15 protein-coding genes are annotated in these 14,041 nt (G+C 40.7%); 5 read left to right on the top strand and 10 right to left on the bottom strand.

All coding sequences use genetic code 11. The features are described 5' to 3' along the window. The first annotated feature begins 316 nt into the window (after positions 1-316). Positions 317-1,810, top strand: a complete 1,494-nt coding sequence (locus G564_RS0105410; protein WP_084625585.1) for a TolB family protein — start codon at positions 317-319, stop codon at positions 1,808-1,810. Between the two features lie 404 nt (positions 1,811-2,214). Here G564_RS0105410 and G564_RS0105415 read toward each other — a convergent pair whose 3' ends face one another. Genes G564_RS0105415 through G564_RS0105425 form a run of 3 tightly spaced genes read right to left on the bottom strand, consistent with a single transcriptional unit; the run spans position 2,215 to position 4,046 of the window. Then, the gene (locus tag G564_RS0105415; protein ID WP_029036762.1) at positions 2,215-2,643 is read right to left on the bottom strand and encodes a DUF4268 domain-containing protein; all 429 of its coding nucleotides are present in this window, start codon (positions 2,641-2,643) and stop codon (positions 2,215-2,217) included. Between the two features lie 3 nt (positions 2,644-2,646). Beyond that, positions 2,647-3,315 carry a ZIP family metal transporter gene (locus G564_RS0105420; protein ID WP_029036763.1) on the bottom strand — a complete coding sequence of 223 codons (669 nt, stop codon included), beginning with the start codon at positions 3,313-3,315 and terminating at the stop codon, positions 2,647-2,649. Beyond that, positions 3,315-4,046 carry a class I SAM-dependent methyltransferase gene (locus G564_RS0105425; RefSeq protein ID WP_029036764.1) on the bottom strand — a complete coding sequence of 244 codons (732 nt, stop codon included), beginning with the start codon at positions 4,044-4,046 and terminating at the stop codon, positions 3,315-3,317. The genes G564_RS0105420 and G564_RS0105425 overlap by 1 nt, the downstream gene beginning before the upstream one ends. Before the next feature lie 45 nt (positions 4,047-4,091). Here G564_RS0105425 and G564_RS0105430 point away from each other — a divergent pair, with 45 nt between their 5' ends. Then, positions 4,092-5,252 (top strand): THUMP domain-containing class I SAM-dependent RNA methyltransferase, encoded by a 1,161-nt coding sequence (locus tag G564_RS0105430; protein ID WP_029036765.1) that lies wholly within the window; start codon positions 4,092-4,094, stop codon positions 5,250-5,252. On the opposite strand, the gene G564_RS0105435 is transcribed toward G564_RS0105430, so the two are convergent. From G564_RS0105435 to rlmD, 3 genes are read right to left on the bottom strand one after another with little or no spacing between them, the layout of a single operon-like run. Next, the gene (locus G564_RS0105435; protein WP_029036766.1) at positions 5,253-5,951 is read right to left on the bottom strand and encodes a DUF6048 family protein; all 699 of its coding nucleotides are present in this window, start codon (positions 5,949-5,951) and stop codon (positions 5,253-5,255) included. It lies immediately after the preceding gene. Then, positions 5,917-6,405: a DUF6452 family protein gene (locus G564_RS18640; RefSeq protein ID WP_051205326.1), complete on the bottom strand. Its 489-nt coding sequence runs from the start codon at positions 6,403-6,405 to the stop codon at positions 5,917-5,919. Before G564_RS18640 ends, G564_RS0105435 begins: the two co-directional genes overlap by 35 nt. After that, complete coding sequence (rlmD, locus tag G564_RS0105445; protein ID WP_029036767.1) at positions 6,402-7,814, bottom strand: 23S rRNA (uracil(1939)-C(5))-methyltransferase RlmD; 1,413 nt, start codon at positions 7,812-7,814, stop codon at positions 6,402-6,404. The genes G564_RS18640 and rlmD overlap by 4 nt, the downstream gene beginning before the upstream one ends. 301 nt (positions 7,815-8,115) lie before the next feature. On the opposite strand from rlmD, the gene rocD reads away from it, so the two are divergent. Beyond that, positions 8,116-9,360, top strand: a complete 1,245-nt coding sequence (gene rocD / locus G564_RS0105450) for an ornithine--oxo-acid transaminase (protein WP_029036768.1) — start codon at positions 8,116-8,118, stop codon at positions 9,358-9,360. 360 nt (positions 9,361-9,720) lie between these two features. Here the strand turns inward: rocD and G564_RS0105455 are convergent, their stop codons facing one another. Genes G564_RS0105455 through G564_RS0105465 form a run of 3 tightly spaced genes read right to left on the bottom strand, consistent with a single transcriptional unit; the run spans position 9,721 to position 12,204 of the window. Then, positions 9,721-10,047: a CCC motif membrane protein gene (locus G564_RS0105455; protein ID WP_029036769.1), complete on the bottom strand. Its 327-nt coding sequence runs from the start codon at positions 10,045-10,047 to the stop codon at positions 9,721-9,723. 29 nt (positions 10,048-10,076) lie between these two features. Then, complete coding sequence (locus G564_RS0105460) at positions 10,077-10,361, bottom strand: DUF2752 domain-containing protein (protein WP_029036770.1); 285 nt, start codon at positions 10,359-10,361, stop codon at positions 10,077-10,079. A gap of 4 nt (positions 10,362-10,365) precedes the next feature. Beyond that, positions 10,366-12,204, bottom strand: coding sequence for a T9SS type A sorting domain-containing protein (locus G564_RS0105465; protein WP_156879179.1), 1,839 nt, complete (start codon positions 12,202-12,204; stop codon positions 10,366-10,368). 75 nt (positions 12,205-12,279) lie between these two features. Here G564_RS0105465 and G564_RS0105470 point away from each other — a divergent pair, with 75 nt between their 5' ends. Next, entirely contained in the window at positions 12,280-12,510 is a 231-nt protein-coding gene (locus G564_RS0105470) for a hypothetical protein (RefSeq protein ID WP_029036772.1), read from the top strand. A gap of 5 nt (positions 12,511-12,515) precedes the next feature. Then, a complete protein-coding gene (locus tag G564_RS0105475; protein ID WP_029036773.1) occupies positions 12,516-13,064 on the top strand; it encodes a Smr/MutS family protein in 549 nt (182 codons plus the stop codon). Here the strand turns inward: G564_RS0105475 and G564_RS18645 are convergent. After that, a complete protein-coding gene (locus G564_RS18645; RefSeq protein WP_051205327.1) occupies positions 13,061-14,041 on the bottom strand; it encodes a hypothetical protein in 981 nt (326 codons plus the stop codon). The two genes, G564_RS0105475 and G564_RS18645, sit on opposite strands and share 4 nt — an antisense overlap.

The raw sequence follows: 14,041 nt of genomic DNA on the forward strand, positions 1-14,041 counted from the left end.
TTTTGGTTAACAACGAACTTTAAATCCTGAACAAACCGCTGTCAGGGTTTAAAACCGCTGACAGGGTTGCATATTGGTAGAAAAGCCCTTTAAGTTTCGCTGGCGCGGATTTTTAATCCGTGCCGGGATATAAAAAGCTTTCCACAGTTAACAAACCTGGTAGCTTCTGCTGCTAAACTTAAACTTATTTCTTTGCTCTTCACAAAACATCACTTAAATTTAAGGTGTTAGATCTTCCATGATCCGGAATGCTCTTTAATTTGATCATTCCTTAAGGAGGAGGTACTGAATATCCCCATTTACCTAAATGAAAAAAATGAAATCTTCTCTGGTGATTTTTTTAATTCTTACAACAGTTCCAACCATGGCTCAAGATAGTATAGGCATTTTTAGTCAAAGCAGAAGTGTGGCAAGTGTTGATAATAAAGAATTTGCAATCTTCGATCCTCAAGACCAAAGTTATCTTTTAAGAAGTCATGGATTAGATAAGGAGGATAAATCCAATTTTATCTACAATGATTTAAATGGTGATTTTATCATTACTGCTAACATCGATCCTTCCGTTATGGCACCAGGGATTCAGGCAGGATTACTCATCGAAAATTCTACACAAGAAAATAATGGTCAGATCAGCGCAACAGTAGAAGGAAGTGGGCAAACTTTTTTCCGGTGGAACCAAATAAAAAGGGGTACAGGGACCGAAAAAGAGCAAGTGTTAGCACCAAAATTTAGATATGACATACTCCAATTGGAGCGACAGGGGAAAGAAATCATTATGAAAGCCGCACATTTTGGAGAACCATTGCAAAAGATTGGTTCGGTAAAATTGCAGCGCCTGGATGAGACAGTGCGGGTAGGTTTATTCATCAATTCACACAATCCGGATATCACTCAGGAAGCAAAATTTTATAATGTAAGAATAGACAAACCGGTACCTAATGAATATGATCCGGAACAGGATGGGTGGCTGGGCTGCCGAATGGAAATAATAGATGTAGAGAATGGGAAACGGATGGTGATCTTTGAAAAAGATGATCGTTTTGAGGCACCAAACTGGATGCCCAATGGAGATCACCTCCTTTTTAATATGGAGGGGTCTTTGTTTACGATTCCGATTGAAGGCGGGGAACCGGAAAAATTGAATACAGGATTTGCAGACGAGCTTAATAATGACCATGGTATTTCTTTTGACGGCCAAATGATCGCCATTAGTCATCACGTGAAGGATAAAGGTTCTATGGTATTCACTGTTCCTATTCAGGGAGGAGTGCCGCAACCGGTAACCGATGAAGGGCCTTCATACTGGCATGGCTGGGCGCCAAATAATGAAGGAGTGGTTTATGTTGCAATGCGTAAAGGCAAACCTGGTTATGACATTTACAAAAAGCCAATTCATGGCGGTGATGAAATTGCCTTGACCAATACCAGAGAAGGGGAACATGTTGATGGCAGTGAATATTCACCAGACGGAGAATATATTTATTACAATGGCAGTGCCTCTGGTACCATGCAAATATGGAGGATGAAACCAGATGGTTCCGGGAAGGAGCAACTTACCTTTGATGAGCGGAATGATTGGTTTCCACACATTTCGCCCGATGGGAAATGGATAGCTTATATTTCTTTTCCTACTACTATTCCTGTAAATTCCCATCCTTCGTTCAAAAGAGTCACTTTAAATTTAATGCCTACGTCTGGAGGTGCACCAAAGGTTATAGCTTATCTCTATGGAGGACAGGGTAGTATTAATGTCCCTTCCTGGTCTCCGGATAGTAAGTATCTGGCCTTTGTAAGTAACTCCGGAAAGTAGACATCCTGCCCTGAGTGATTTTAATAATTGTAAACTCTTGATCGACTCCTTTAGGTCTTATTTATTATGTCCTCAGGGTGCAACCGCTGTCAGGGTTTCAAACCGCTGACAGGGTTGATCATGAACTTTGAATCTTGAATCTTGAATCATTGTTGTCCGATGAAAAAGAAGGAACCTTTGAAAAAGCCCGCTAATGCTGATTAGAGATCTTATCTATCAATCTGAGGGGGTGGTTTTTAATTCTTTGAATTTCAAATATTCTACCAATGAAAACAACTTTTCACAACATTGAATTTCAGTATCTTGAAAAAAGTCTTGGTTCTAGATTCTAGAAGCGGAGCGATCTAGATTCTTTTTCCGGACAACAATGATCTTGAATCTTGAATTTTGAACCTTGAACCCTTTCACTGCTCAATAAAATCCCTGTACTCCAAAAAGAATCTTTCCAAAGCATCCATTTTTTCAGCCAGCCATTCCTGTACAATTGGCCAGTCATTTTTATTGTGGATGTTTACCGCTTCCTTGGTCACATAGACGCGGGAGATGATCTTGCCATTTTCCAGTTTATATTCTTCAGCGAATACAGCTTCGGGTAAGAATTCATCTTTTAGAATGGATTGCAGGCTTTGTAGTTTTTCAAAGTAGTAGAGCCTCATGATCTCATCTGTAGCATCCAGGTCTATGGAAACTTCAGCAATTCTTCGGGTGAAAGTAAACTTCAGAGAAAAATCCTTGATCCTGGTATTGTACAAAAGCCACTTATGGGGATAATTTTTTCCGAAGCTGGTCCAGAACTCCTGGCGGATCTTTTTGCTTTCTTCCCGGCTGTACATTACCTACAGGAAATATGCAATCAAAATTCCGGCAATGACCACAGCAAGTTTAGTGGCATTAAAGCTGTGATTTTTTGAGGCTTCAAAAAGAATGGTAGTAGATACATGAAGAAAAATTCCTATCACAATAGAATTAATATATACTGAATGCACTTCAGAAATTGAAAAATTCTCATTTATCCAGCTTCCCAGCGGTGTCATTAGTCCGAAGATGGCAAGAAAAAGAAAGGCTTTTATTTTTCCTATTTTTGAGTGGAAAAGGAAAGCTGCAAGTATAGCAGCTACGGGAATTTTATGAATTACGACCCCGTGCAGAAGATCACTGCTTTGGTTTAAAGGAAAACCTTCAAGTAATGCATGCAGGGACAGGCTGAAAAGTAACAGGAAAGGAAATTTAACCGAATTTTCGTTATGATGCATATGTCCGTGCTCCACACCCTTAGAAAGAAACTCCAGAAAGATCTGTAGCAGGAGTCCGGCCATGATAAAGAGGCCAACCTGATCAAATCCTGAGCTATAGACTTCGGGTAGCATTTCGAAAACTGTCACCGAGAGGAGGAAAGCTCCACTAAAAGAAAGCAGTAGCTGAAATCCTGTCGAGGAAGAAGGCTTGAGAAATAGAGATATGAAATATCCTATAACTACCGCGAGCAATGGCAGTATATACAGCATTATCTAAAGACAAGTATTAGACGGTCCGATACAGTTTCTTTATAAGGTTCAAGTTCATAATTGCCAAAGATGTGCACCAGTTCTATACCTGCCTGATCAAAATAATCCTTAAATTTTTCCAGGCTTATAGCCTTTACTTTTTCAGTAAAGGCATAATCTTCACCTTCATCTTCGAATTCAATATCTTTTAAAATAAAGCCGTTTTCGACTCTTCTGGAGATGTGAAAGTCTATGCCTTTAACTGTTTTAACTTCAGAAGGTACAAGATTGGATATCACTTTCTTTACGTTCATAAAGTCTATAACTCCCCATCCTCCTTCTTTGATCTCTTGTTTTATTGCTAAAATGCTTTCCCTGTTTTCTCTTTCATCCTCAAAATATCCCAGACTGGTGAAAAGATTGAATACCGCATCAAATTCTTTCCCCACCGGTTTACACATGCAGTGGGTGCGGAAATGCAAACGTTCATTTTCAAACTGTTTGGCATATTCAATGCTATTGGCGGAGAGATCGACACCGGTAACATCGTATCCCAGTTTATTCAGGTAAACAGAGTGCCTCCCTTTCCCACAGGCAAGGTCAAGAATGCTTGCGCCTTTTGGTAGTTTTAGAAAGTTGATAAGGTTCTGCATGAACTTTTGTGCTTCTTCGTCACCCCTGTTTTTGTAGAGAATATGGTAGTAGGGAGTATCAAACCATGAAGAAAACCACTTATTTGCTGCTAATTCCATATCCTGCAAAATTAATGTATTTTTGTCTCTCACAGAAACGAACAAATGGGAAATAATTATCAAATGCTGGCCAAAACTCTTTTTGGCTTTGAACCCTTACTTGCGAAAGAATTAAGAAATTTAGGAGCTATAGATGTTAAGGAAGGTGTACGTTCTGTGTCTTTTATTGGGGACAAAGGTTTTATGTATAAGGCAAACCTCTCCCTGCGTACAGCGATAAAGATCCTTAAACCGATAACCGGATTTAAAGTTTATTCTGAAGATGATCTATACCGTGAGGTCAATAAGATCTCCTGGGAGAAATATCTGGATTCTAATCAAACCCTGGCTATTGATGCCACTGTGCATTCCGAAAAGTTCACTCACTCTAAATATGTGGCTCTAAAATCCAAGGATGCTATTGTGGACAGGTTTAGAGACAGGACAGGAGAGAGGCCGGGAATTGATCTTGACCATCCTTCATTGCGTATCAATATCCATATCGAAAAGGATTATTGCACCGTTTCACTTGATAGTTCGGGGCAGTCACTGCATAAGCGTGGTTACAAATCGGCAACTAATATAGCGCCCATCAATGAGGTTTTGGCGGCGGGTATGTTGTTACATTCAGGTTGGGATGGACAATGTGATTTCTTGGATCCTATGTGTGGCAGCGGTACCATTCTTATTGAAGCTGCAATGATCGCCTGTAATATTCCGCCGAATCTAAACCGAAAGGAATTCGGTTTTGAAAAATGGAAGGATTGGGATGAAGATCTTTTCGAGAAGATCCAGGAATCGGTATTAAAAAAGGTGAGGGATTTCCACTTTACTATAAAAGGTTATGATAAAGCACCTTCGGCAGTACACAAGGCCAAGGATAATATTGAGAATGCAAATCTGGCGGAATTCATCACTGTAGAACATGAGGATTTCTTCAAAACCGAAAAGCAAACCGAAAGGCATCTGCATATGGTCTTTAATCCGCCATACGGGGAACGGCTGAATATTGATATGCCCGAATTCTATAAGTCGATTGGGGATACCCTGAAGCAAAGCTATCCCGGCACCCACGCCTGGTTTATTACTTCCAATCTTGAAGCCATCAAACATGTTGGCCTGCGTCCCTCCCGTAAGATCAAGCTTTTTAATGGTTCCCTGGAATCAAGGTTGCTGAAATATGAGATCTACGAGGGTAGCAAAAAAGCAAAAAAACAGGAGGCTTAATTATTTTTTGTAGAAAGGAAGGAGGTAAGATATTGTATAACCGTATCCCACACCTATGGTACTGTCATCATAGGTCCTGTTAAATCCCGGAATGTATAAATTGTCAAAATTGTTTGGCCGGGTTTCGTTTACTCTGCGTTTAAGCTGTACATGAGTTCCCAGAAAAAGGTTGTTTAAAACTTCAACTTTTATCCCCAGCTGAAGTTCGATCCATCCTGCGGTGAGATTATTAAACTCCCTGGCGTCAAAACGAACATCGGGTTCAAAGTATGAGTTTGTGGTATAAATGGAATACTGCTGAAGTTCACTTGAAAAGGTAGCAAAACCGTACCTGATCCCAACATAGATCAAATTCTCCATTCCTGCCCAGTTGTCGTAAGCGTTGTAATTCGCTCCAAGTTTTATATAGCTGCCTTTTGCGGAAGCCGTGACATTAGGTTCAGAAATTACATTTTGTTCGTTACCCAATTCCCCGGCAAAATAAATATTCTCATACAAGCGATAATCTCCAGATAGTTCCAGCCCCTTATAATCTTCTTCAATTAAACTTCTTACCGGCTTGCTCAGGTCTATTCCCACACGAATACCGTATTTTTCGCGGGTATCTACAGTATCTGTTTGCCGGGCCTGTTGTCCCCAAACTACAGAAGAATGAAACGCAATGCTAATGAGTAAAAGAAATATGTGCTTCTGTTTCATTTTCTACGTTTTCTTGTAATATTATTTCTGAAAGGATCCAGTTTTGATCATCTTGCTGGATTCCGACATCGAGATTGGTGTAATTGATCTTATACCCGCACGCCCTGTTGATATATTGTGGATTGGGAGAATAGCTGAAGCTTACCAGATCCTCATTTTCCTGGTCACTACCACTATTATAAGTAAAAATATACTCTGTTGAGTTCGCATCTGTTCTTAAAGGAATGCTAATTTCATTTGTAGTAACGGGGCCCAGATAATTTTCCTCCATTCCGCTGGCACGAACCGTTAAATTCTGCACAGCTTTGAGACGGGTTGGATCCTCAGGGTCATAAAACTGTATGATCAACAGGGGAGTAGTTTCAGTTCCCTCCGGACAAATATCATCTTTTTGGCAACTCAAAGAGAGAAAAATAAATATTCCTGAAAAAAGCCATTTTTGGAACTTTCTCATTTTCGTCTTTCTAAACATACTACGTTCTCTACATGAAAGGTTTGCGGAAACATATCTACTGCCTGTGTTCTTGTTACTTTATAATGCTCATCCAGTAAAGAGAGATCCCTCGCCTGGGTGGCCGAGTTGCAACTAACGTACACAATTCGCTGAGGCAAGATACCAATTATTTGCTCAACTACATCCTTGTGCATGCCATCGCGGGGCGGATCTGTAATGATCACATCGGGATGCCCATGTTGCTCAATAAAGTCTTTGGTAAAGACCTTTTTCATATCCCCTACATAGAATTCAGTATTGGATATATTGTTATTTCGGGCGTTTTCTTTAGCGTCTTCAATTGCTTCAGGCACTGCTTCAACTCCGATAACTTTTTTTGCTTTAGCTGCGACAAATTGAGCAATAGTTCCTGTGCCGGTGTAAAGATCGTAAACGAGTTCATCTCCGGTTAGTCCGGCGAAATCACGGGTGATCTTGTAAAGCTGGTAAGCCTGCTCAGAATTTGTTTGGTAGAAAGATTTTGCATTGATCTTGAATTTCAGGCCTTCCATCTCCTCAAAGATATGATCCCGGCCTTTATAGCAGATCACTTCCTGGTCATAAATAGTGTCATTTCCTTTCGGATTAATGACATACTGCAGGCTGGTTATTTCAGGAAATTCTTCCGCAATATGATCAAGAAGCAGCTCCCTCTTTTCTTTATTTTCCTCAAAAAACTGAATTAACACCATGATCTCTCCCGTAGAAGAAGTCCTTATCATCAGGGTTCGCAGCATGCCTTTCTGTTCCCGGGTATTGAAGAACGGGATGTTATTGGCAATTGCGAATTTTTTAACGCTGTTCCTTATTCCGTTGCTGGGCGCCTGCTGGAGGTGACACTCCTTAATATCCAGGATCTTGTCCCACATTCCGGGAATATGGAATCCCAAAGCATTTCTGTCCTCAATGTCTCTCCCGCTCTGAATTTCTTCCTGTGTCAGCCAACGGCTGTCGCTAAAGGAAAATTCCATTTTATTCCGGTAAAAATAGATTGCTTTACTTCCTAAGATCGGAGTAACCTCCGGCAATTCTACCTTTCCAAGGCGGGTAAGATTATTCACTACCTCCTTTTCCTTATAATAAAGCTGGTGTTCATAACCCATGAATTGCCATTTACAGCCACCACAAACACTAAAATGTACACAGGGAGGATCCACACGTTTGTCTGAATACTTGTGAAACTTCGTAGCCGTTCCTTCATAATATGCCCGCTTCTTTTTAGTGGTCTGCACATCAACCACATCTCCGGGAACCGCATTTCCTATAAAGATCACTTTTCCGTCCGGAGCCTTTGCAATACTTTTTCCCTTTGCACCCGCATCCAGTACGCTAAGCTCCTTAAATTCTTTATTCTTGTTCTTTCTTGCCATGTGGCAAAAATAATCTTTTGAAGAAGGAATAGATAAATTAGCAACGGAAATTTCTATATCCCAAAATTTTGAACAAGATCTCTGAATTGGAGTATGTGAGACAAAAATTACATACTAACGAAAGACTTTCCGGCTTTCCCGAAACAACTATGATTGAATAAGGTATTTACAGGAATATTAGGTAATTTTGTGGCACTCCCGGATGATTTCTCTCCTATTGTATTTAATTTGAGCTGTTTACGTTCAAATGAAAAACAAGAAAGAAGGAATAAAGAGATACTAAAATTTTAAATTAATTGAAATGCATTTAGAAAAAATCACATCATCACAACAGGCCATTGACCTTGAAGATAAACACGGTGCACATAACTATCACCCGCTTCCGGTAGTGCTGGCAAAGGGGGAAGGAGTCTACGTGTGGGATGTAGAAGGAAAAAAATATTTTGATTTCCTTTCAGCATATTCGGCAGTAAATCAGGGGCATTGCCATCCGAGAATTGTGGGAGCAATGACAGAGCAGGCGGAAAAACTTACCCTTACCTCAAGAGCATTCCATAATGACATTTTAGGGAGGTATGAAAAATATGCTACGGAATATTTTGGTTTTGACAAGCTGCTTCCAATGAATACCGGAGCCGAGGCTGTCGAAACTGCTATAAAACTTGCCCGTAAATGGGCATATGAGAAAAAGGGAGTAGAGGAGGCCGAGGCTAAGATCATTGTCTGTGAAAACAATTTCCACGGAAGAACTACTACTATTATCTCCTTCTCAAATGATGAAGGCGCCCGAAAAAACTTTGGACCCTATACACCGGGATTTATCAAGATCCCTTACAATGATACCGAAGCTTTAGAAAGAGCTTTGAAAGAAAATGAGAATATTGCCGGATTCCTGGTGGAGCCAATCCAGGGTGAAGCCGGTGTTTATGTTCCTGCCGAAGGATTTCTTACCCGTGCAAAGGAACTTTGTGAGCAACATGGTGTTCTTTTCATCGCAGATGAAGTACAAACAGGAATTGCACGGACCGGAAAACTTTTGGCCGTTGATCATGAGAATGTAAAGCCCGATGTACTTATTCTTGGTAAAGCAATTTCAGGGGGAGTATATCCCGTTTCGGCGGTATTGGCTAACGATGAAGTGATGAATGTGATCAAACCAGGCCAACATGGCTCAACATTCGGAGGTAATCCTGTGGCCTGTGCAGTAGCCATGGCTGCTCTGGAGGTTATTAAAGATGAAGATCTTGCCGAAAATGCGGAAAGACTCGGAAATCTTTTCCGTAGAAAAATGAATGACTATATACGTAGCTCTAATATTGTGAATCTGGTGAGAGGAAAAGGTCTTCTAAATGCCATTGTGATCAATGATTCTGAAGACAGTTCAACTGCCTGGGATATCTGTATGAAACTTAAGGAAAACGGACTCCTGGCAAAACCAACTCATGGTAATATTATTCGTTTTGCACCTCCATTGGTTATGAATGAAGAGCAATTGCTGGAATGTGTGGATATCATTTCCAAAACCCTACAGGATTTCGAAAAATAAACTTCAGGAGTAAAAATAAATAGGGGCGAAAAATAGCATTTTTCGCCCCTATTTATTTTTGGTTCCAAGTTCAAGGTTCAAAGTTCCAGGTTCCTCGTTATCCGAGCTTCTGACCACTGATCACTGAGCACTGATCACTGAGCACGGGGTTAACACCCCGGGCTACCTATATTTCGCCCCGCTGGGGCTGGCAAAAGCAGAAAATCAAATATGTACGTCTAAAATCTACATTTTGCCTTCCTGAAAAGTCATATTGCAGGTTAGTCCCGCAAATGGGCGCGGGAGGTGACCACTTACCACTGGAACACTGAACACTATACACTGATCACTGAACACTGAACACTGAACACTGAACACTTCCTATTGATTCTCATAGACCCTCATCCATTCTTCAGACATCTCCTGTAATCCGTCCCAACCATAAATTGCGATGAAAACTATATTTACAATGAGATATAGGGCTGAAAGAATAATTCCAATGATCGCCAGGATCCTTCCGGTCTTGACATTATTATAACCTTTGTACATCTCTGGCTCTGCCAGGTATATTTCTTTTGCTTTCCTGGCGAGGACAAGGGCTACGATTCCAAAGATGAGACCAAGGATACCATAGCAGCAGCAGGTAACAATGGAAAGAATTCCGAAGATGAGAATAAGAGTTGAATTTGGTAAGGTTGGTTTTTCCATAATTATTGGTTAGTTAGGATATATTGACTTTAATTGATTAGAAAACTCATTTTATAAAAATAGGCACCTATGATAATTAGTGCATTGACTATTATCAGTCCGGCTTTGACATACCAGTCACCTTTAAACTTTAGAAAAAGGTTGGAGATTAGAAATCCTAAAAGAAGCAGGATGGTATAAATTGCAGGAAACATTTTTAAAGCAGCAACAAATTCTCCTCTAAACACCATTACCAGTGCTCTTTGAGCGCCACACCCCAGGCAATCCAATCCAAAGAGTTGCTTGTTAAGGCAGGGAAGCATAAATTCCTCCATAAAATTATTTATTAAAAACGGTGATCTTTTTAATGGTTTTGGTATTGTCCATTCCTGTTACTTTCACAATATAAACAGCATTGGCCCAATAGCTTGTTCCAATACTTATTGATCTGCGGTTATCGAAGTTCGTGCGGTACAACATCCTCTTCCCTTGTAAATCAAATACTCCCACTGCTTTAACGGGAAACTGATCATTGCCAATGATCTCCAGTTCCTTCAGATAATTATTCTGCACAATATCAAATTTAGGTAATACAGAAACATCTTCAAAAAAGACCTGCGGCAACTCCTCCTGCGATATTTTTTCAGCAAAGCTAAGCCTGAAACGTCCGTGGTAGGTACCCGGTGGCAATTCAAAAGTCAAACCTTCTTCGGTAATAGCAGAATAATCATTTGTTTCTGTGTCTAAGATAAAAAGATTATTAATATCTGTGCTTTCTGAAAATCCTTGTGAAAATGATATTTTCGAATGGGCTTCATGCACTTTTAGAAAAAGTGGAATCTCATCTGAAATATCCATGGGACGTACGTCTATCACAAAACTCCTTTCTTCATGCAGCCAACCCGCATCTGTGGCTGCCATCTCGAAAGCTTCGGCATCCATTCCGGCATCAATGCCTGGTGTCGCTTCATTCCAGAAGGCCATGCTAAGCCTGCGTTCGTATAAGTTATCTACGGAAAATATCAGCTGAATTTTTGAAAGTTCTACCGGTTCTTTTTGTTCTATATGTTTCTTATGTGCTGAAGCCGTTTCTTTTTGAGAGGTTTGATGTTTTTCAGTTTTAAAGACTCTCTGGCCATTTTGGAAAATCACCTTTCCCTCCTGTACAGCCTGCACCATGAATCCGCGTGCCATTGAAAGGATACGCGGATCGAAATTTTTGCCTTTGCTACCGGCATCTTCGCCGCTTAGTACCTTTTTAAAGACCGGCACCTCATAAACTCCCGTGGTACAGGGATCTACAGGGCTGTAAGCACCATAACCTCCAATGTAATCCTGCAAATAATGGGAGGAGCCATCTTCTTTTGAATCCCAGAAATATGCAATTCCTGTGGTGATATTCCTCCTGTCCAGGTCTCCGTAACAGCCCGTTTTTAAAGTTCCCTGCCCGGAATTTTCCAGAAGGAACAGACTAAGGTCAAGACCCGAAGGATATGGATTGCCAAGGAGAACAAAGTCATTTTCTTTTACAGGGATCTCTATCTTTCCCGAATTTGGCCTGCCTCTAAAATCATATCTCTGGGCATTACCCGGATTGTTTGCTCTTCCGTCCACAAATGTAGGATCTATTCCGTCTGTACCCTTCATGGTGAAACCATAACCGGGAGGTATAACTATTCCATCACCTACGAAATTCCAGTTGGCATAGCCATTTCCGGTAAAGGTATAAATCCAGCGGGTGGAGATGGTGAGTGGATTTGCTTTACCGTTAAGAGACGGACTTAGTTGCGCAGGCGCACTTTGTAAGATGGAAACAGGGGAATGAAGTAAGGCAACTCCAAAATGACCTTTTTCAGGAGAGATGACCGGGGAGCCCCAGTAGTTATAGTCATATGCATTTGCTGTTCCTTCAGAAAATACAGAGATCAAACCTGTGCCCGTGTTCTTATGCTCTCCTTCTCCCTGAAGGAGTTGTGCTTCGTCTCTTAAAAAAATGGATGGTTCACGACCTGAAGAAGGATTTTTATTCAGTTTAAGATCAGCATTTACGTAAAGGAGATCTCCTTTTACATAAATATATTGGTCTGTCTGGCCGCTTTGGGAGGGGATAACCGTTAATTGTGCAAAAGACCAGTTGGAAATAAATAAAAAAGTTGTAATCAGCAGAAATCCTCTCATTTTACCGAAATTTGTAGCATCAATTTTGAAGTTAATATTCTTCTTTGTATTTAATGCACTGGTAAACAAATAATTATGAAAAAACCTACAACTCAGTTTCTCAATTCAATGCTAATCATTGTAGGTGGGGCTGCCCTGCTTTTTGAGATTTCGGGAGAAGAGAGAAATGTTTATGTAATGGTGGGAGGTCTCATAATGCTAATGCTCGGCCTCTACAGGGCCACGAACTTTTGGGTAGAAACAAAGGATGATCATAAAAAAGATCCTGAAGAAGAGGATAAAAAGGAATCTGAAGATAAACTCTAACCAGTATGTTTAAACCCGGAGATAAAGTCGCTGTACTGGATGAAGACCTTGAAGGAAAAGTGCTTTCTGTTTCCGGTTCTCAGGTGGATATTGAAACTAATGAAGGATTTCTGCTAAGCTTCGAAGAAAAAGACCTTGTAAAGATAGGGTCCGGACTTCCAAATATTTTACCCGAAGATGTGAATGATCTTTCTGAGGTCATTAAACAAAAAGAATCTTTCAGGAAGAAAAAGTCTGTAAGGGTAAAACCTAAAGAACGAAATATTCCACCAATGGAAGTGGACCTTCATATCAATAAACTGGTGCCAAAAACAGGTGGTCTTTCCAATTATGATATTCTTTCCATACAGACGGATACTGCAAAGAGGCAGTTGGAATTCGCAATGAAGAAACGCATTCAGAAGGTAGTTTTTATTCACGGAGTAGGGGAAGGTGTCCTTAAGGCAGAACTGGAAACCTTATTCAACCGTTACGAGAATCTGAAATTTTACGACGCCGACTACCAGAAATATGGCTTAGGTGCTACAGAGGTGTATATATTTCAGAATTACTAATCTTCTCCAGTACCGTCTTCGCCTGTATTATCTTCTTCATCTCCATCTTCATCTTCATCTCCATCACCTCCGGTGGGATTAATGACCACATTTTGAGAAGGAGAAATGATCACACCTAATTCGTAATTCTCAAGCCTTATTTGCTCCCCGTCACCACCCTGGTTGACCAGGCTAAGGTTCTGTGCAGTCACTACATACCTGAAACTTCTGGAGATCGTATTTTCTCTGGAACCTGTTACAGGAAAGGAATCGGTGATCTCCGGGTTCAAATAATGCGGAATTCCTTCAGAGTTTCGATCATCTGCGGGATTAAGATTTTGGTTCCAGTCTTCATTCCGGGTAAGCACTCCATCATTATCATCATCTGCATCGAGATAATCGGGAATTCCGTCTCCATCTGAATCGGGATAACCATTAGCTGTATTATCGGCTTCCACTTCCCGCTCAATCCGGGTAAGGATATTGTCACCGTCATCATCTATATCGAGATAATCAGGAATTCCGTCGCCATCGGTATCCCGCTGCTCTGCCATTCCTTCATTTGCAGAGAGAATACCATCACCATCATGATCTGTGACATTGCTTAGAGTAGAAGTGATCACTACCTGGCCTCCGCTGGTGCTTCTAAATTCTCTTATCACATTCGGATTTACCGGCGGAACTTCATTACAAAAATAGTCACTCCTTACTTCGCCGTCAAAAACCCTGTAAATAACCTGATTGGTAGCGTTTATTGGAATAGTGAGTCGGCCTTCTTCCGGCAGGAAGAACTGTGGATTTGGAGTATTGAGATCAAACCTGAAAGCTATAGCTTCATTAACACCTGTATTGTTAGTTTTAAACAGAACATGGGATTGTGTATCTCCACACCATTGTAGTTGTGGGTTCTCAAAATTAAAGTCGGTCACAATTATCTCCCCGTCGTCACACGAAAACATCAGTGAAGCTGCAAAAATTAGGCTCAGAATTTTTCTCAT

The organism is Salinimicrobium xinjiangense DSM 19287, assembly GCF_000423585.1.
GTDB classification, from domain to species: domain Bacteria; phylum Bacteroidota; class Bacteroidia; order Flavobacteriales; family Flavobacteriaceae; genus Salinimicrobium; species Salinimicrobium xinjiangense.

Bases quoted from the DNA above. Each gene is read 5' to 3' on its own strand.
- G564_RS0105410 (WP_084625585.1), top strand. From the start codon at position 317: ATGAAATCTTCTCTGGTGATTTTTTTAATTCTTACAACAGTTCCAACC.
- G564_RS0105415 (WP_029036762.1), bottom strand. From the start codon at position 2,643: ATGTACAGCCGGGAAGAAAGCAAAAAGATCCGCCAGGAGTTCTGGACC.
- G564_RS0105420 (WP_029036763.1), bottom strand. From the start codon at position 3,315: ATGCTGTATATACTGCCATTGCTCGCGGTAGTTATAGGATATTTCATA.
- G564_RS0105425 (WP_029036764.1), bottom strand. From the start codon at position 4,046: ATGGAATTAGCAGCAAATAAGTGGTTTTCTTCATGGTTTGATACTCCC.
- G564_RS0105430 (WP_029036765.1), top strand. From the start codon at position 4,092: ATGGGAAATAATTATCAAATGCTGGCCAAAACTCTTTTTGGCTTTGAA.
- G564_RS0105435 (WP_029036766.1), bottom strand. From the start codon at position 5,951: ATGAAACAGAAGCACATATTTCTTTTACTCATTAGCATTGCGTTTCAT.
- G564_RS18640 (WP_051205326.1), bottom strand. From the start codon at position 6,405: ATGAGAAAGTTCCAAAAATGGCTTTTTTCAGGAATATTTATTTTTCTC.
- rlmD (WP_029036767.1), bottom strand. From the start codon at position 7,814: ATGGCAAGAAAGAACAAGAATAAAGAATTTAAGGAGCTTAGCGTACTG.
- rocD (WP_029036768.1), top strand. From the start codon at position 8,116: ATGCATTTAGAAAAAATCACATCATCACAACAGGCCATTGACCTTGAA.
- G564_RS0105455 (WP_029036769.1), bottom strand. From the start codon at position 10,047: ATGGAAAAACCAACCTTACCAAATTCAACTCTTATTCTCATCTTCGGA.
- G564_RS0105460 (WP_029036770.1), bottom strand. From the start codon at position 10,361: ATGGAGGAATTTATGCTTCCCTGCCTTAACAAGCAACTCTTTGGATTG.
- G564_RS0105465 (WP_156879179.1), bottom strand. From the start codon at position 12,204: ATGAGAGGATTTCTGCTGATTACAACTTTTTTATTTATTTCCAACTGG.
- G564_RS0105470 (WP_029036772.1), top strand. From the start codon at position 12,280: ATGAAAAAACCTACAACTCAGTTTCTCAATTCAATGCTAATCATTGTA.
- G564_RS0105475 (WP_029036773.1), top strand. From the start codon at position 12,516: ATGTTTAAACCCGGAGATAAAGTCGCTGTACTGGATGAAGACCTTGAA.
- G564_RS18645 (WP_051205327.1), bottom strand. From the start codon at position 14,041: ATGAGAAAAATTCTGAGCCTAATTTTTGCAGCTTCACTGATGTTTTCG.